We start from the raw sequence: 16,444 nt of genomic DNA, 5'->3' as shown, positions 1-16,444 counted from the left end.
CCCCTGAGTTGCCAAGCGATGCACTCACAGCCGACCAGACGGACCATCCGGGGGAACCGATCGCCGTCACGGCGGCCGGCGCCCTGCCGTGGCGTATCACGCGCGATCAGCTGGAAGTCCTCCTGATCCACCGGCCCCGCTACGACGACTGGTCATGGCCCAAGGGAAAGCTGGACGACGGCGAAACCGTCCCCGAATGCGCCGTCCGCGAGGTTCAGGAGGAAATCGGGCTGTCCGCGCCGTTGGGCATCCCGTTGCCGCCGATCCACTACCACGTGGCCTCCGGCCTGAAGGTGGTGTACTACTGGGCGGTCAAGGTCAACGGCGCCAAACTCGTGCCGGACGGCAAGGAAGTCGACAGCGTGATGTGGTGCACCCCCGAAAAGGCGGCCGCCCTGCTGACCAACCCATCCGACGTCGTGCCCCTCGACTACCTCCGCGAGGCGCACAGCCGCGGCCAACTGAACACCTGGCCGCTGGTGGTGGTCCGCCACGCCAAAGCCAAACCGCGGTCCTCCTGGACCCGGGCCGAGGGTGACCGTCCGCTGGCCGCGACCGGGGTCCGGCAGGCGCAGGCGGTGGGCCGGCTGCTGCAGGCCTGGCAGCCCAACCGCGTGGTGACCAGCCCGTGGCTGCGGTGCGTGGCCACCGTGGCGCCGTACGCCAAGGCCAGCGGGGCCAAGGTCAAGATCGCCGAAGCCCTCACCGAGCACCGGCACCACCGCAGCCCGCGAAAGACGGCCGCCGTCATTGACGGCCTTCTGGGCAAGAACCGCGCGGTGGCGGTCTGCACCCACCGGCCGGCGCTGCCCACGGTTTTCGCGCAACTGGCCCGGCATATGTCCGCGCCGCTGGGCAGGCTGCTGCCGGATGCCGAGCCGTTCCTGACACCCGGCGAGGTGGTGGTGTGCCACGTGGCGCCCGGCGGCAGGAACCGCATCGTTGCAGTGGAGCAGTTCAAGCCCTTCGACGACTGATCGGGCCCGGCCGGTTGACCAACCCAAGTTGTGTATCAAATACTTAGTACATTGATTCACGACGTTGGGGGCGAAGTGCCGGTGGATGAACAGCTGATTTTTTCAGTGGACAACGTGCCGCCCGGAATTTTCCTGGGGCCGGTCCTGCTGGCCGCGGGCATCTACCTGGTGCTGCGCTGGGTGGTCAGGCTTCCGGGTGGCGGCACGTCACCTGTTTCAGTGACGCAGCATGCCTTATGGGTGGGTGTCATTGGCTGGCTGGCCAGCTCCCTGCAGCCTGCCGGTCAGGCGGGCATCGTGCCCCGCGGCGGCGAAGCCGCGCTGTCCAACCCCGGAGCCATCCTTCCCTTGCTGGCCTGGCCCGTGCTGGGGGTCCTGGCCGTCCATGCCCTGGGCCAGTACAGTTACCCGGGTCCCAGGCTGCCGCGGCGGCAGGCCACCCTGGGCGTGCGCCAGGTCCGCGATTTTCTTCCCCGTCCGCTGGCATGGACGGCCCTGGCCATCGTTGCTGTGTCCGCCATCCAGATCGGCTGGCTCGCCACCCTGCAGGGCTACGCTCCCCTGCAATACGAGGTCCGGCCGGACGGAGCTGGCGGCTTTGTGAACGCTGGCGGGGACGGCAGGATTCCCGGTATCGAGCTGGCGGCCATGCTGGGGTCGGCGCTGGCGCTGCTGGTGGCCGGGACCTGGCTGGTCCTGGTGCTGATCAGCAGGCGCCGGCAGGTGGAAGCCCTGTCCCCGGCGGACAACAACACGCTCCGGACGATTGCCATGAACCGGCTCCTGAGGACGGCGGCGACTGTTGCGTCCGGGCTGGCCGCCATCGCGGGCAACCATGCCGCCCGGCCGGACCCGGCGCTGGGCATCGGGTCGTGGACCAACGTTGCCGGCCTGCTTAACCTTGTGGTGCTGCTGGCCATGTGGTGGTGGGCGCCGCCAAAGCTTTCGGCCGTGCTACGGCCGGCCGGGCGGGGGCAGGGAGCCACACCGGATACCTCCCAGCCGGCCACCCGGCTGGTGGTGTCCCTGGGACCCGCCATGGCACTGGCAGCCTTGGCCCCCCTGGTTTTTGCGGTGCTGGTTCCCCGCGCAGGGACGCAGCCGGCGGTCTTTGTGGCCGTGGCGGCCGGAGCCATCCTCGCGGTGGTGGCCGGCGGCGAAACGCTGCTGGCCCGGAACCACAGCGCCGCAGGGCTGCCTGCCCAGTGGCCGCCGCAGCCGGCATCGCCCGCCATCCTGTCCACCGCCGCCACCGCAGCCGCGGCCCTGGTGGCGGTCATCGCCGTGGTGGCCGGCAGGCAGTCCCAGCTGGGGGTATCGGCGTCCTGGCCGGCAGCCGCCGTCGCCAGCGCCTGCGTCCTGGCGTTCTCCGCGCTGCCGCTGGTGCTGGTACGGCGGCGCCGCGGCATCCCGGGTCCAGTCGAGGGCCTGGACGCCGCGCTCCGCGCCATCACCGTGCACCGGGTGCTCCGTACGCTCGCGGCGTTCTTGGCCGTGCAGGCCGGCACGCTGCTCTCCTTCGCAGCGCCTTCGCTCCTGCCGGCGTGGCCGCTGGACCCCGGTCCTTGGGCAGGTGCCTGGCGGGCCGCACCCCTGGCAGGGGTGCTGCTGGCAACGGCAGGAGTGGTCATCGCTGTGGTCCCTGTCCGCGCCCTGGCCGGCCACAAGGCGGGCCGGCGCAGCCCTGCCCCGGTGGCATGAGCGCCGGGATCACGGTGGACCTGGGCTCCGCCACGCCGCCCTACGAACAGATCCGCTCCCAGATCAGCTCGCTGGTGGCCATGGGCGAGCTGGCAGCCGGCAGCAGGCTCCCCACTGTGCGCAGCCTGGCCGCCGACCTGGGGATCGCCGCCGGCACGGTGGCACGGGCGTACAAGGAACTCGACGCCGCCGGCATCGTGGAATCGCGCCGGCGCGGCGGCACCGTAGTCACCGGAAGGGCGCAGCTGCCAACACACGGTGCGGCCGACCCCGCCCTGGCTCCCGCAACGCCGGCGGGTGGCCGGGCGCCCGCGGAGGTGCTGGCCGCCGTCGACCGTTACATCGAACTGGGCCGGAGCGCGGGGCTGGCCGATGAGGTGCTGCTGGACCTGCTCCGTGGCCGGCTCCGGAAGGCCTGAGGCACGCGTCGGCTCTCCGGTGCGGCCGGGATTGCCCAGTAGACTTGATGGCGTGAGCATTCCTACCCCATATGAAGACCTCCTGCGCGATGTGATGGCCTCCGGCACGCACAAATCGGACCGGACCGGGACCGGAACCACCAGTGTTTTCGGCCGCCAGCTGCGGTTTGACCTCTCCACCAGCTTCCCGCTGATCACCACCAAGCGGGTCCACTTCAAGTCCGTGGCGGTGGAGCTCCTGTGGTTCCTCCGCGGCGAAACCAACGTGCAGTGGATGCAGGACCAGGGCGTCACCATCTGGAATGAATGGGCGGATGCGGACGGCGACCTGGGCCCCGTCTACGGTGTGCAGTGGCGCAGCTGGCCCACTCCGGACGGCGGCCACATCGACCAGATCGCCGAGCTCGTGGACAACCTGAAGGCCAACCCGGACTCGCGCCGGCACATCGTCTCTGCCTGGAACGTGGCCGAGCTCAGCGACATGGCACTGCCGCCGTGCCACGCGTTTTTCCAGTTCTACGTGGCGGACGGGAAGCTCTCCTGCCAGCTGTACCAGCGCTCGGCCGACATGTTCCTGGGCGTCCCCTTCAACATCGCCTCCTACGCCCTGCTCACCTGCATGGTGGCGCAGCAGGTTGGCCTGGAACCCGGCGAGTTCGTCTGGACCGGCGGTGATGTGCACATCTACGAGAACCATATGGACCAGGTCCTCAAGCAGCTGGAGCGGGAGCCGTACGAGTACCCGCAGCTGCGGATCACCCGGAAGCCCGCCTCGATCTTCGACTACACCCTGGCTGACTTCGAGGTGGTGGGCTACCGGCACCACCCCACCATCAAGGCCCCGATCGCCGTATGAGCGCCGATCCGCAGGACTTTACGGCCCAGCTGGCCGGCTCCGTCACGGGCGTGGGCCTGGTCTGGGCGCAGACGCCGGACGGAGTGATCGGTAAGGACGGGGACATGCCCTGGCACCTGCCCGAGGACCTCAAGCACTTCAACCGCCTCACCGTGGGGCACCCCGTGATCATGGGCCGCAAAACCTGGCTCTCCTTCCCGGACAAGTACCGGCCCCTGCCCGGCCGGACCAACATCGTGATCACCCGGCAGCCGGCCTGGGCCGATACGCCCGAGGCGGCCGGCGCCGTGGTGGTCCCCTCGCTCGATGATGCGCTGCTGGAGTCGCAGTTCGTCGACGGCGGTGCAACGGTCTGGATCCTGGGCGGCGGCGAGATTTTCCGGCAGGCCACTGCCCTGGCCAACGTCGCGGTGGTCACCACCATCGATGTAACCACCGACGGCGATACTTTCGCTCCCGAGCTTGGCACCAGTTGGGAGGCGGCCGCCTCAGTCCCTCCGGACGGCTGGCTGACCGCCGTCAACGGCACCCGGTACCGCTTCACCAAGTGGTCAAGAACTGAAGGCTGAACATGCTGAAAAAACCCGAAACCCTCTTTGTCCTGGGCTACATGCTGCTCCCCCTGCTGGCGCTTTTGTCCGCCATTGTGGGCCTGACCATGATCCTGGGCGGCAACAAGATCGCGGGAGCCATCATCCTGGTGGTGGTGACCCAGGTGTTTGCGTTTGGCGCTTTCTACACCATCCGGGCGCGCAAGGCTGCGGTGCTGGCGGAATCGGACCGCGGCTAGCCACAGCTTGTTGGATGGGGAGTCCGCCCCATCGCGTCCGCAGGCCTGCTCCGCCTAGGCTGGGCCGGAACCGTCCGGGGCGGTTGCAGTGAAACGAAAATGGGGGTTGGCCGGTGGCAGGAAACATGTGGGGAGCGGATGTGGCGCAGCTGCGGACGCTCGCGAAGCAGTTCAGCACGTCCGCCGACATGTTGCTGCAGCAGTCCACCCAGCTGACCAGCCAGATCAACAACAATCCCGCGTGGAAGGGCCAGGACGCTGCCCGGTTCCGCTCCGAATGGAACGGCGGCCACAAGAACCTCCTGCAGAAGACCGCCCTGCAGCTGCAGCGGGTGTCCAAGGTGCTGCTGTCCAATGCCGACCAGCAGGAACGGGCCAGTTCGGTGGGCGGACCCGGGGGCGGACCCGGCGGCAATGGACCTGGCGGAAACGGACCTGGGGGCTCCGATCCCGGCAACCCCGGAAACCCGTCCGGGCCGGACTGGCTGGCCGATCCGGATTCGCCCTTCCGCAACGGCTGGGACATCTACAACCTGGCGAAGGCCTTCCCCAACCTGCGTGCCGGAGTGTTCGACATGGCCGCCATGCTGCACAAGTCCCGGGTCGGCGACTACCTGGACCCGGCCGCTTGGCGCGCCTTCCAGAACTCGAACGAGTTCAGCAAATTCTTCAACATGTCCAACAGCCTTTTCGAAGGGAAGTTCCAGGACGTCCTGGGCCTGGCCGAGGACACCAAAGCGTTCAAGTACCTGGACGGGTTCAGCAAGGGACTCGGCGTAGTGGGTGTGGGCCTCGATGGCCTCGACGCGTTCAATTCCTTCCAGGACGGTGAGTACGGCGACGCCGCGTACTCCACCACGAAGGCCCTGCTGGGTGCCGGTTCCTTCCTTCCGCCGCCCGCCGGCACAGCGTGTATGGTGGCCAGCGGTGCCCTGGCGCTCTATGACAACGTCCCCGTCATCCACGACTCCGTGAACTACGTGGGCGGCAAGATCGCCGACGGTGCGGAAGCTGTGGGCGATGCCGTCAGCGACGGCGTCGGCGCCGTCGGCGACTTTTTTGGTTTCTAGGCCTGAGGAGAAACACCAGTGACTGAATCGACAACCACCGTCCCGCCCACCGCGGACCAGGTGTTCCCGGACGCAGCGGGCTTTGGGTTCGCCGAGCTGCTTGTGCTGTTGAACCTCCGCCGCGGCCCGGCCGCTACGGACTCGGCCCGCGCCCTCCGGCTCGAAGCAGAGCTGGCGGACAGCTCGCTGCTCTCCGCCGGGGCTTCATCCCTGGTGGCCCGCGGCGCTGCCAGGGTGGAGGCCGGCGGCGGGCTTTCCGTGGAAGGCCCGGTGGCTGCCCTGGCCGCTGTGCTGACGGCAGCCACCAAAAGGGTGCAGGTCAATCTCCTGACCGCCGATGCCGTGGACAACGTCCTGGCCATCGAGTCCGCCGACTACCGGATGTTGCTGCAGCCCAGGGCCTACCTCAGCTGGTTCGCCATGGCCCAGCGGCCGGACATCACCCCGGCCGAGGCCACCTTCTTTATCATCCGCAAACACCTTGAGGACAACCCCTCGGGCGGGGCCACGGTGCGGCTGCTCGAGGATCCCGCCCCCAACCAGTTGCTGATCAAGCGCACCGGGACCGGCTGGACAGTGGGCTACGGCGTGCTGGACGGCCCGGCGGAAGCCATCCGCGAAGAGCCCGGACTCACAGACACCCAGGTCCTTGACCGCATCCGTTCGATCCGGCAGGACTGAGATGGACAACAGCAACAGCCCGACCGCCGCCGACCAGCAGGTCCGGGCGGACCATGAGCAGGCAGTGGCACACGGCGAAAACCGGGTCCTGATGCGCACCACCGGAGGCCGGCTGCACAGCTATGCCCGGGACGAGCTCGGCGTGGTGACCGCCAGTTCCCACCCCACAGTGCGCTCAGCCGGTGGCCTGCTGGTGATGACCGTCTTCTTCGCTGCGGTGGCAGCCTTTTCCATCCTGTTGGTGACCGGTCCCGCCACCCGCGGCGGCGACCCGATGTGGGGCGCCCTGGTTCTCACCGCGGCAGGCCTGGGTGGTGTGGCCTACGCGGGCCGGCTGGCCGGGATTGCGGCCAAAGCGAAGCGCCTCCGCACCGAACGCGGGGTCCCCGAGCCGAGTGCCAGGCAGTTCGACTGAACCGCGCCGCTGCCAGGTCCCGGGCGCACCCCGCCGGGTGCCGCCGTCGTCCGCGTTTCACGAAACCCCGGCAGTGACGTAACCGACTGCCGACTCCCGGCCGTGAAGTCTAAACTGGACGAATGACTACAGCAGCTACCCCTTCTGTCGGCCTGGTCGGATGGCGCGGCATGGTGGGCTCCGTCCTCATGCAGCGCATGCAGGACGAGGGCGACTTCGCCAACATCAACCCGGTGTTTTTCTCCACGTCGAACGCAGGCGGTGCCGCCCCGTCCTTTGCGGATGGTGCCGGCAAGCTTGAGGACGCGTTCGACGTCGACACGCTGGCCAAGCTGCCCATTATCGTGACCGCCCAGGGCGGGGACTACACCAAGCGGGTCCACAGCGAGCTGCGCGGCCGCGGCTGGGGCGGCCTCTGGATCGATGCCGCCTCCACGCTCCGGATGAACGATGATTCGATCATCGTCCTGGACCCAATCAACCGCGATGTGATCGACAAGGGCCTGGTCAACGGCACCCGCGACTTCATCGGCGGCAACTGCACCGTGTCCTGCATGCTGATGGGCCTGGGCGGGCTGTTCAAAAACGGTCTGGTGGAATGGGGCACGTCCATGACCTACCAGGCGGCGTCCGGCGGCGGTGCGCGGCACATGCGCGAACTGCTCAGCCAGTTCGGCACGCTCAACGCCGAGGTCAGCACCGAACTGGACGATCCGGCATCGGCGATCCTCGAGATCGACCGCAAGGTCCTGGCGCACCAGCGCACCGACATCGACGCCACCCAGTTCGGCGTGCCGCTGGCGGGCTCCCTGATCCCCTGGATCGACGCCGATCTGGGTAACGGGCAGTCCAAGGAAGAGTGGAAGGCCGGGGTGGAGACCAACAAGATCCTGGGTACCGCCGAGGAAAACCGGATCATCATGGACGGCCTCTGCATCCGGATCGGCGCCATGCGTTCCCACTCCCAGGCGCTGACCCTGAAGCTCCGCGAGGACCTGTCAGTAGCTGAGATCGAGTCGCTCCTGGCCGCCGACAACGAGTGGGCCAAGGTGGTGCCCAACACCAAGGAGGCGTCCATGGCGGACCTGACTCCGGTGGCCGCGTCCGGCACCCTGGACATCCCGGTGGGCCGGATCCGCAAGATGGAGATGGGGCCGCAGTACATCAGCGCCTTCACCGTGGGCGACCAGCTCCTCTGGGGCGCCGCCGAGCCGCTGCGCCGCATGCTCAACATCGCCACCGGCAACCTGTAGCCCCGGTTTCTGCGGCCCTGTCCCGTGTGGACGGCCTTGGGCGGGGCCGCTCAAACGGGTTTGAGCCGCCGGTAGTGGTCAGCCTGCCAGGAACGCCTCGTAACGCCCCGCCGCCTTGTTGAAGGCAGCAGTGGCGGCGGGGCCCAGGGGTTTGGTCCGGTCAAAGGGCTCGGGCACGACGCCGGCACCCGGGTTTTTGCCCGGCCCCGTGGCTGCGCGCGCCCACGTACCGATCACCTCTCCCCCGGCCACCACTGTCTTTTTGAACACCCCGTTGCCGCCGGGCACGATCCGGTCCGCGTACTCCGGGGGGAGGACCAGGCTGCGGTCCTGGTACCCCAGCAGGAACTCGTCAAAACCCGGCAGCAGCAGCAGGGAACGCCCGCCCGGGATGCCGCTGTCCAACAGTGACGCAGTTTCCGGCGACAGCCAATACTCCGTCCCGCCGAACTCCAGCGGAACCAGTTGGCTCCGGATTCCTGCCAGCGCTGCCCGGACTTCCGTCAGCGGGATCTGCGTCCACCAGGCAAAGTCGCGGACCGTTGCAGGCCCGTGGCTGCGCAGGTACCGGAGCAGGAACTCCGCCACGGCCTCCGGCCGGGAGAGCCGGCGCGAGACCGGGATCCAGTCGTCAAAGGCCACCAGCAGCTGCTGGTTTCCGGCCAGCGGGCCCTGGACCAGCCAGCCGTGCCGGCACAGCGTCCCCAGGAGGTGGATCCCCCGCTGGCCCTGCGTGGGCTGCCCTGCGGCCTCGAACTCCTTGAACAGGTCCGTGCGGCTGACCGGCCCACCCGCGCTGATCCGTGCCAGGGCAGCGTCGCGGGACTTTTCAATATCCCGCCAGGTGATATCCAGCTCCCGGAACCGGGCTGCGATGCTGCGCGTCAGTTTGTCGGCGGTGAGCTCCAGCACCCAGCCCAGGTCCTCGGGCGGCACCAGGTGCAGGGTGCCGCGCATGGGCCAGGACCGGACCACGGTGCCGGCGTTCAGCGCTGCCCGCACATCATTCAGCCCTGCGCCGGGTACCCGGACCCCCACGGCCCACATGGCCGCCGGCAGGTCCTGCGCCTGCATGGCCGTCATCCAGCGGACCGCGTCCGGGACCGAGGCAAAACCGGTCCCGCCCGCGCCGGGCGCCGGGCCGGGAGCCCCGGCCAGGCCCTGGGCGGCGAGCCGCAGCCTGCCCATTTTCCTGCCGTCCAGCCGGTACCCCGCCGCTGCTGCCATGGCCCCATCCTAGGCATGCGCCTGACCACGCGGCGAGGGGCACCTGACTTGGACAGTTAGGCTGGACGTATGACTTTGGGGAGTTTGTGGCTTTTGCTTGCGCGCCGGACCCGGCTGTGGATGGCGGGCGGGACGCTGGCCGTCCTGGCGGGGACGGCGCTGGGGCTGCTTTCGCTGACCGCATTTGTGGACAGCGGCACGTCCGAACCGCTGGCGCTGCTCCCCTCCATGGCCCTGAGCCTTGGCGGCGGCTACGCGGTGCTTTTCCCCGGCATCAGCGCCAGCCGCTGCAACGTCCGGATCCACCGCAACTGGCGGGGGCATCCGCGGACGGGCAGGTTCCTGTGGATCCTCTCGCTGGCCGTTGCCGTGGCCGGCCTGGGCACCTGCATCGCTGCCGGGACAGTGAATCCCCTGGCCCCCGGCGTCCTGGTGTGGATGTTTATGGGCGTCTACCTGGCCCTGGCCGGCTGGGCCACGGCCATCATCGGCGCCTCGGCCGCCGCCCGGCAGGACCAGCCGGAACCACTGCGTGCCGGAGCTAGAGTTCCAGGCCGATAAGCAGCGGCTCGGGGTGCAGGGCAATACCAAAACGGCGTTCGACGCCGGCCCGCACCTCGCGTGCCACGGCCACCATGTCCGCGGCGCTGGCTGCGCCGCGGTTGGTGATGGCCAGCGTGTGCTTGGTGGACAGCGACGCCCGCCCGCCGGAGACACCTGAAGGGTCCAGGCCGAAGCCCTTGCCGAAGCCTGCCTGGTCGATCAGCCAGGCAGCGGAGAGCTTGACCAGCCCGCCCTCGCCCGCAGTGTACCGGGGAGCATCGGCCGGCAGTGCCGCTGCGAGGTCCGCAGACACGATGGGGTTGGTGAAGAAGGAACCTGTGGAGGAGGTGTCGGGGTCGGCCGGGTCCAGGACCATGCCCTTGGACGCGCGCAGCCGCAGGACCTCACGGCGGACGTCGTTGGCGTAGGCGCGCTTGCCCGGTTCCACGCCCAGCGCACGGGCCAGTTCCGCGTACCGGATGGGGGCGCTCATCCGGCCCAGGGGCAGCTGGAACTCCACTGTCAGCACCACGTAGCGGGGCGAGCCGTTAACGGTGGTCTGCTTGAGGATGGAGTCCCGGTAACCGAACTTGAGTTCGGAGCTGGTGAAGGTCTGCACGGCGTTGCGCTGCCGGTCCCAGGTGCGCACGGCGGCGATGGTCTGGGACACGTCCGAGCCGTAGGCACCCACGTTCTGGACCGGCGTCGCGCCCGTTGAGCCTGGAATCCCGGCCAGCGCCTCGATCCCGGACCAGGCGTGCAGCACCGCGTGCCGGACCAGGGCGTCCCAGTTGTGGCCCGCCTGCACCACCACTGCCACGCCGCCGCAGGAGTCCTCGGCGTTGACGGTAAACCCCTCCGAGGCGATCCGGAGGACGGTTCCGGGGAACCCGTCGTCGGACACGAGGAGGTTGGAGCCGCCGCTGATGATCAGCAGCGGGACGCCGGCGGCATCTGCGGTGCGGACGGCGTCGATGATCTCCGCCTCGGTGCGGGCTTCAATGAAGGTGCCGGCCGGGCCGCCGACAGCGGCCGTGGTGAGCTGGGAAAGCAGGGTGGGAGTCACCCATCCACAATACTAGGGAAAGTCAGGCGGCCTTCCGGGCCACGGGTGAGAGCACAAAGCTGACCACCAGCATCACCATCACGGCGAGCAGGGAATGCAGGATGCCCACATGTTCGGCCAGCAGGCCAAGCAGCGGCGGGCCGCACAGGAAAGCCCCGTAACCGATCGTGGACACCACGGAGACCCTGGCGGCGGCCTTGGCGGGGTCGTCGGCAGCGGCGGACATTCCCACCGGGAAGCCCAGCGACGCACCGAGGCCCCAGATGGCCAAGGCCACGTACGCCACCCACGGGACCGGGGCGAAAACGAACAGGCCCAGGCCGAGAACCGCCATCGCGGCGCACCAGCGCATCACCGGCACCCGGCCGTACCGGTCAAGGACCAGCGTCCCGGCGAACCGGCCAATGGTCATGAAGGTGACGAACAGGCCGTACCCGGCTGCACCGGCCGCGTCTGACTGGTGGTGGCCGTCCGCGAGGGCCAGGGCCACCCAGTCGCCGGCGGCACCTTCGGCCAGCGCCAGCCCCAGCACCATCACGCCGAGCAGCAGGGTCCGCCGGTCCCGCCAGGCCTGGGCGATCTGCCGTTTGCTGTCCAGCGGTGCGTCCACCGGCTCCGGCTGGCCGGCCGGGGCGAGCACCGGGATGGGCCCTGTGGCGGGATCGCCGAAGCTGTCCGCCGAATAGGTCCGCTCCCCCGCTACGGGGGTAATGTCGGCACGGAACCAGGACGCCGCCGTCGCCACCGAAACGGCCACCACCGCGCCGGCTGCGGCCAGGTGCCAGAACACGGGAACGGAGATTGCGGCCGCCCACGCGCCCAACCCGGCGCCCGCCACGGTGCCCAGGCTGAACGCACCGTGCAGCCGGGGCATGATGTGCCGTCCGAGGGCACGTTCGACGGCGGCCCCCTCCACGTTCGAGGCGGTGTTCCAGCTGGCTGTTCCCAACCCGATCACTGCCAGGCCGGCGGCTGTAGCCACGGGGCTGGCCAGCACGGAGGTCCCGAAGCCGGCCAGCAGCAGGCCGCAGCCCACCATGATGCTGCCTGTCCGGATGGTGCGTTTGGATCCCAGCCTCAGCACAATCAGTCCCGATGCAGAGACTGACACAAACGAGCCCAGGGTCATGCAGAGCAGGAGCAGGCCGATGTTGCCGGGTGTCAGGTCCAGGCCGTCGCGGATGGCAGGGAGCCGGGACACCCAGGACGCGAAGGCCAGGCCGCTGGCGCCGTACGCCACAACAACGGCGTTGCGCCAGGAGCTGACCTGGGTGGTGGTGGCTGCGGTGGTCAAAGCCGTCGGCTCAGGAAACCCGGACGACGGCCTGGGCCTTCATCAGGACTTTCTGTCCGGCGGCGGTGACGGTGAGGTCCACGCGCGCGGTGCGGGCCTCGGCGTCGAGCTTTCCGATGGTGCCGGTGACCTCGATGGTGGCGCCGGCGTCGGCCGTGCCGGTGGTGTCGGTGACCACCACGGGCTTGGTGAAGCGGGTCTGGAAGTCCATCACGGCGGCGGGGTCGCCGGCCCAGTCGGTGACCAGCTGCACCACGGCGCCCATGGTGAACATGCCGTGCGCGATCACGCCGGGCAGTTCCACGCCGGTGGCGAAGGCTTCGTTCCAGTGGATGGGGTTGAAGTCGCCGGACGCGCCCGCGTATTTGACCAGGTCGGTGCGGCTGACCTCAAGGGTGCGGCTGCCGATTTCCTGGCCGGCGCTGAGTTCGCTGAAGGTGGGGCTCATGGTTACTGTCCCTCTCCGCGGACCAGGATGGAGGATGTGGTGGTGGTGACCTGTTCGCGGCCGCCTGCTGCGTCCAGGGCGAAAATCTCGGAGCGGGTGGTCAGCATCGCGCCGCCGCCCATGGCCCGGACGCCGTCCACGTGCAGTTCCGCGACGAGCCGGTCACCCGCGAAGATGGGCCGGTGATGCGTGAAGCGCTGGTCGGCGTGGACCACGCGGGTAAAGTCGATGCCGGCCTCCGGGTCCTCGATGAGCTGGGCGTCGGCGCGCTGGGCGATGATGATGGCGAACGTGGGCGGCGCCACCAGGTCCGGGTGGCCCAGGGCGGTGGCGGCGTCAACGTCAAAGTGGGCGGGGTGGGTGGCCTTGACGGCGCGGGCGAACTCGCGGATCTTCTCGCGGCCAACGTCGTACACCTCGGCGGCAGGGTAGCTGCGGCCCTGCAGGTCCGGATTGATAGTCATGGACTCCAGCCTATCGCCAGCCCGGCGGCAGGCCCGTCAGCGCCGCAGGTTCCGGCGGATCGACTGGCCGCGGACCACCATGGCCACGATGTGCAGGACCAGGCCCAGGCCGATCACCGGCAGGGACGCGGTGGCGAGGCCCTGGTTGCCGCTGGTGTTGCCCACCAGGTTCAGGACGATGCCGATGGCGATGAGTCCCATCGCGCTGAAGACCATGACTTTGTAGGAGGTGGGCGCCGTGGCCCAGAATTCGTTCAGCACCGTCCCAGTTTACCGGGCCTTGTCAGAACAGCTGTTCCTGGATGGCCGGGACCTCGGAGGCAAAGCTGCCCAGGACCACGGTCCGGGCCGCGAGCCTGCCAAGGTTCACCACAAAAGCGGCGTCCGAACCCGCCAGGTGCGCCAGGGCGTTGGTCCCGCTCAGCCCGGCCAACCGGAAGCCGTGCCCGCCGCCGTCCAGGGGGTGCGGATAGGCGTGCCGGGGCGTCGCGGCGTAGAGGGGCGCGGCCTGCGCCGGCCGGATCCACCGCTCCGCCACAGGGGTGTAGGGCTCGACGGCGGCGCGCGCCAGCAGGGTCCGCACCTCACCGGCGCGGCGGGCGTTGATGGCGTCGATCTCCGGCGCGGCCAGCGGCTGGAGCAGCGCTTCGGTTTTGGCTGCGGACCGGATCTGCTGGGTGAGGGCCAGGTCCGCGGTGACCTGGTCCTCCAGGACGCGGACGGCCCGGCCATCGGCCGTGTGGGCTACGTAGCGGGCTGCGACGGCGCCCTGCTCCGCCAACCGGTTCCACTTCCGCGGGCCGGAGGCGGTGCCCACTTTGGTGGCGCCGCCGGCGAAGGTGGCCACGTACAGCCAGTGCTCCTGCATGAGGTAGCTCCGCAGCCCGGGCGGGACCCGGCCGCCGCGGTGGAAGTCGTGGATCAGCCGTGAGTCGTCCAGCATAAAGCACCGCGCGCACTGTTTGCCCTTGGTGGCCGGGCTGGCCTTGGCGCAACGGACGTGCATGCGTGATCCGGCGGAGTGGACCACCTGGTGGCCCAGGCAGAACCGGCCCGGAGCCGCGACCCGGAAACCGAGCCTGCTCCCCGGAGCCAGCCCCACGTTGCGGAAGTCCCCCTCCGGTGACTGCAGGCGCAGGACCGGGGTGCCGCCGTCGGCCGCTGTTCCGGTTGCCGGCGGCCCATCCCAAAAGACCCCATGGACCAGGTACGGGGCCACGGGGTCTTGGGAGGGTGCGGTGGAGGGCATTACAGCGCCGGCTGCACCCCGAAGGCCACGGCGAGCTTCATGATCTTTTCGGCGCGGCCCAGGCGGGGCAGGTCGGAGCCGTCACGGATGACGCGGCCGTTGGCCTCGAAGTCGTTCATGAAGTCGGTGGCCCAGGCGACGTCCGACGGGGTGGGGCTGATGACTTCGTTGATGACGGGGGTCTGGTCGATGGCCAGGCAGAGCTTGCCGGTCATGCCCATCATCACGGTGATCCCGGTCTGCTCGCGCAGGATGGGGTGGTTGGTGCCCACGGTGGGACCGTCGATGGGGCCCGGCAGGTTGCCCACGCGGCTGGCCACAACGAGCTTGGCGCGGGGGTAGGCCATGGCTTCGGCAGTGGCTGCCATGCCGGTGTCGCGGCGGAAGTCGCCGGAGCCGAAGGCCAGGCGGAAGGCGCCCTGGGCCTTGGCGATGTTGTTGGCTTCCTCGATGCCGATGGCGGATTCCACCAGCGGGATGACGGGGGTCTTGCCGTCCATGCGGTGGAAGCTTTCGGTGACCTGGTCCGCAGATTCGGTCTTGGCGAGCATAACGCCCAGCAGTCCGGGGGTGCCGCGGAGGCCGGCGAGGTCATCGGCCCAGAACGGGCTGGTGGCATCGTTGATGCGGACCCAGGCTTTGCCGCCGCCGGTGAGCCAGTCGATCACGTGGCCGCGCGCCTGGTCCTTCTGCGAAGGGTCAACGGCATCTTCAATATCCAGGATGATCGAGTCGGCCCGCGACACCGCGGACTGGTCGAAGAGCTCGGTCTTCATGGCGTTGACAAGCAGCCAGGAGCGGGCGATTTCAGCGGGGATATTCCGTTCGGACCTTACGGTTTCGGTGGAAATGGTAGACGTCATGCCTCTACCGTATCTGGCGGGGGGCGCCCTGCGCGAAGCATTATGGGCCCGCGGACCGACCAATACGAACAAAACCGAATGTGACCGGCGCGCCACCCAACTGACTCGCAGTTGTTGTCGTTATGGGCGGTCAAAACGACAACAAGTGCGAGTCAGTTGGGGAGGGTCAGGGGATGTTGCTGCCCCGCGCAGTGACCCACAGGCCGTACCACTGCGCCCGGGTCATGGCAGCCGCCACCCGGGCCGCGTCGGCGCAGGCCTGGATCCGGGCCGGGTTCACCGTGCCGATCACGGGTGCGATCCCGGCCGGGTGCTTCATCAGCCAGCCCAGCAGGACGGACTCCCCCGTGGTGTCCAGTTCCGCGGCAAGGTCCGCCACGAGTGCTGCCGTGGCCAGGTCCGCCGGGCTGGCATCCGCGGGTGCGGCACCCGTGTACAGCCCACGCGCCAAGGCACCGTAGGCCTGCAGGGTCACGCCGTGGGCGGCACAGTATTCCAGCGTGCCGCGCGGGAAGCTGTAGGCCAGGTCCTCCGGATGGTTGACCAGCACCTGGCTTTCCAGCCAACCCCGCGCCAGCAGGCTCAGCTCCAGCTGGTTGGCCACCACCGGGGTGTCCAGCCGGTCCTGCAGCGCACCGATCTGCGCCCCGGACATGTTGGACACCCCCAGGTGCCGGACTTTCCCTTCTGCCATCAACTGCCCGACGGCGGCCGCCACCTCCGCGGGGTCCGCCAGCGGATCCGGGCGGTGCAGCAGCAGGACGTCGACGTAGTCCGTCTGCAGCCGGGCCAGGCTGCCGTTGACCCGTTCCAGGATGGCGTCCCGGCTCAGGTCGTAGTGCGTTTCCAGGCCGCGTTCGTTCAGCCTGATGCCGCACTTGGTCTGCAGCCGGATCCGGTCCCGCAGGCCCGGCGTGGCGGCCAGGACCTCGCCGAACACCTGCTCGGACTTGCCGTTGCGGTAAATGTCGGCATGGTCGAACAGCGTGATGCCAGCAGCCAGCGCGGCCTGGACGGCAGCGGAGGCCTCCGCTACCTGCTCCGGGCCGTACGGGTCATCGGACCAGCTGCCGCCCAGGCCCATGCAGCCGTAGATCAGTTCCTGCATCAGGCTCCCCGCCGCCGGCG

Annotated in this window: 20 protein-coding genes; 11 read left to right on the top strand and 9 right to left on the bottom strand. The window is 69.2% G+C overall.

All coding sequences use genetic code 11. The features are described 5' to 3' along the window. The first annotated feature begins 8 nt into the window (after positions 1–8). The 10 genes from ASF72_RS04355 to asd all read left to right on the top strand — a co-directional run bounded on the left by ASF72_RS04355 (position 9) and on the right by asd (position 8,162). Positions 9–977: an NUDIX hydrolase gene (locus tag ASF72_RS04355; RefSeq protein ID WP_050685316.1), complete on the top strand. Its 969-nt coding sequence runs from the start codon at positions 9–11 to the stop codon at positions 975–977. Positions 978–1,028: 51 nt separating this feature from the next. Continuing rightward, positions 1,029–2,678, top strand: coding sequence for a hypothetical protein (locus ASF72_RS04350; RefSeq protein WP_235504650.1), 1,650 nt, complete (start codon positions 1,029–1,031; stop codon positions 2,676–2,678). Then, entirely contained in the window at positions 2,675–3,097 is a 423-nt protein-coding gene (locus tag ASF72_RS04345; protein WP_056596953.1) for a GntR family transcriptional regulator, read from the top strand. The genes ASF72_RS04350 and ASF72_RS04345 overlap by 4 nt, the downstream gene beginning before the upstream one ends. A gap of 52 nt (positions 3,098–3,149) precedes the next feature. Then, positions 3,150–3,953 carry a thymidylate synthase gene (locus ASF72_RS04340; protein ID WP_050685318.1) on the top strand — a complete coding sequence of 268 codons (804 nt, stop codon included), beginning with the start codon at positions 3,150–3,152 and terminating at the stop codon, positions 3,951–3,953. Next, the gene (locus ASF72_RS04335) at positions 3,950–4,522 is read left to right on the top strand and encodes a dihydrofolate reductase (RefSeq protein ID WP_056596951.1); all 573 of its coding nucleotides are present in this window, start codon (positions 3,950–3,952) and stop codon (positions 4,520–4,522) included. The genes ASF72_RS04340 and ASF72_RS04335 overlap by 4 nt, the downstream gene beginning before the upstream one ends. A gap of 2 nt (positions 4,523–4,524) precedes the next feature. Next, positions 4,525–4,743 carry an NF038396 family protein gene (locus ASF72_RS04330; RefSeq protein ID WP_050685320.1) on the top strand — a complete coding sequence of 73 codons (219 nt, stop codon included), beginning with the start codon at positions 4,525–4,527 and terminating at the stop codon, positions 4,741–4,743. A gap of 125 nt (positions 4,744–4,868) precedes the next feature. Then, complete coding sequence (locus ASF72_RS20265; RefSeq protein ID WP_056596949.1) at positions 4,869–5,813, top strand: WXG100 family type VII secretion target; 945 nt, start codon at positions 4,869–4,871, stop codon at positions 5,811–5,813. An 18-nt stretch (positions 5,814–5,831) separates the two neighbouring features. Continuing rightward, on the top strand, positions 5,832–6,494 hold the full coding sequence (locus tag ASF72_RS04320) for a hypothetical protein (RefSeq protein WP_056596944.1): 663 nt from the start codon (positions 5,832–5,834) through the stop codon (positions 6,492–6,494). 1 nt (position 6,495) lies between these two features. Beyond that, on the top strand, positions 6,496–6,909 hold the full coding sequence (locus ASF72_RS04315; RefSeq protein WP_056596942.1) for a hypothetical protein: 414 nt from the start codon (positions 6,496–6,498) through the stop codon (positions 6,907–6,909). A gap of 122 nt (positions 6,910–7,031) precedes the next feature. Beyond that, positions 7,032–8,162, top strand: a complete 1,131-nt coding sequence (gene asd / locus ASF72_RS04310; protein ID WP_056596940.1) for an aspartate-semialdehyde dehydrogenase — start codon at positions 7,032–7,034, stop codon at positions 8,160–8,162. 78 nt (positions 8,163–8,240) lie between these two features. Here asd and ASF72_RS04305 read toward each other — a convergent pair whose 3' ends face one another. Continuing rightward, a complete protein-coding gene (locus ASF72_RS04305; protein ID WP_056596937.1) occupies positions 8,241–9,389 on the bottom strand; it encodes a winged helix DNA-binding domain-containing protein in 1,149 nt (382 codons plus the stop codon). A gap of 69 nt (positions 9,390–9,458) precedes the next feature. On the opposite strand from ASF72_RS04305, the gene ASF72_RS04300 reads away from it, so the two are divergent. After that, positions 9,459–9,950, top strand: a complete 492-nt coding sequence (locus ASF72_RS04300) for a hypothetical protein (RefSeq protein ID WP_157370891.1) — start codon at positions 9,459–9,461, stop codon at positions 9,948–9,950. On the opposite strand, the gene ASF72_RS04295 is transcribed toward ASF72_RS04300, so the two are convergent. The 8 genes from ASF72_RS04295 to ASF72_RS04260 form a co-directional block, all read right to left on the bottom strand. Then, entirely contained in the window at positions 9,931–10,998 is a 1,068-nt protein-coding gene (locus tag ASF72_RS04295; RefSeq protein WP_056596933.1) for a UDP-N-acetylmuramate dehydrogenase, read from the bottom strand. The two genes, ASF72_RS04300 and ASF72_RS04295, sit on opposite strands and share 20 nt — an antisense overlap. A 22-nt stretch (positions 10,999–11,020) precedes the next feature. Beyond that, positions 11,021–12,292 (bottom strand): MFS transporter, encoded by a 1,272-nt coding sequence (locus tag ASF72_RS04290; protein ID WP_056596927.1) that lies wholly within the window; start codon positions 12,290–12,292, stop codon positions 11,021–11,023. A 10-nt stretch (positions 12,293–12,302) separates the two neighbouring features. Beyond that, positions 12,303–12,740 carry a MaoC family dehydratase gene (locus ASF72_RS04285; RefSeq protein WP_050685329.1) on the bottom strand — a complete coding sequence of 146 codons (438 nt, stop codon included), beginning with the start codon at positions 12,738–12,740 and terminating at the stop codon, positions 12,303–12,305. A 2-nt stretch (positions 12,741–12,742) separates the two neighbouring features. Further along, positions 12,743–13,204: an FAS1-like dehydratase domain-containing protein gene (locus ASF72_RS04280; protein ID WP_056596926.1), complete on the bottom strand. Its 462-nt coding sequence runs from the start codon at positions 13,202–13,204 to the stop codon at positions 12,743–12,745. Positions 13,205–13,240: 36 nt separating this feature from the next. After that, the gene (locus ASF72_RS04275; protein ID WP_056596925.1) at positions 13,241–13,465 is read right to left on the bottom strand and encodes a DUF3188 domain-containing protein; all 225 of its coding nucleotides are present in this window, start codon (positions 13,463–13,465) and stop codon (positions 13,241–13,243) included. Between the two features lie 22 nt (positions 13,466–13,487). Further along, the gene (locus ASF72_RS04270) at positions 13,488–14,453 is read right to left on the bottom strand and encodes a DUF2797 domain-containing protein (protein ID WP_082484022.1); all 966 of its coding nucleotides are present in this window, start codon (positions 14,451–14,453) and stop codon (positions 13,488–13,490) included. Then, entirely contained in the window at positions 14,453–15,316 is an 864-nt protein-coding gene (locus tag ASF72_RS04265) for an HpcH/HpaI aldolase/citrate lyase family protein (protein WP_050685332.1), read from the bottom strand. Before ASF72_RS04265 ends, ASF72_RS04270 begins: the two co-directional genes overlap by 1 nt. Before the next feature lie 166 nt (positions 15,317–15,482). After that, entirely contained in the window at positions 15,483–16,424 is a 942-nt protein-coding gene (locus ASF72_RS04260) for an aldo/keto reductase (protein ID WP_056596924.1), read from the bottom strand. Positions 16,425–16,444 lie beyond the last annotated feature (20 nt).

The organism is Arthrobacter sp. Leaf141 (assembly GCF_001424565.1).
GTDB lineage: Bacteria > Actinomycetota > Actinomycetes > Actinomycetales > Micrococcaceae > Arthrobacter.
This window is presented reverse-complemented; position numbering and strand designations above follow the sequence as displayed.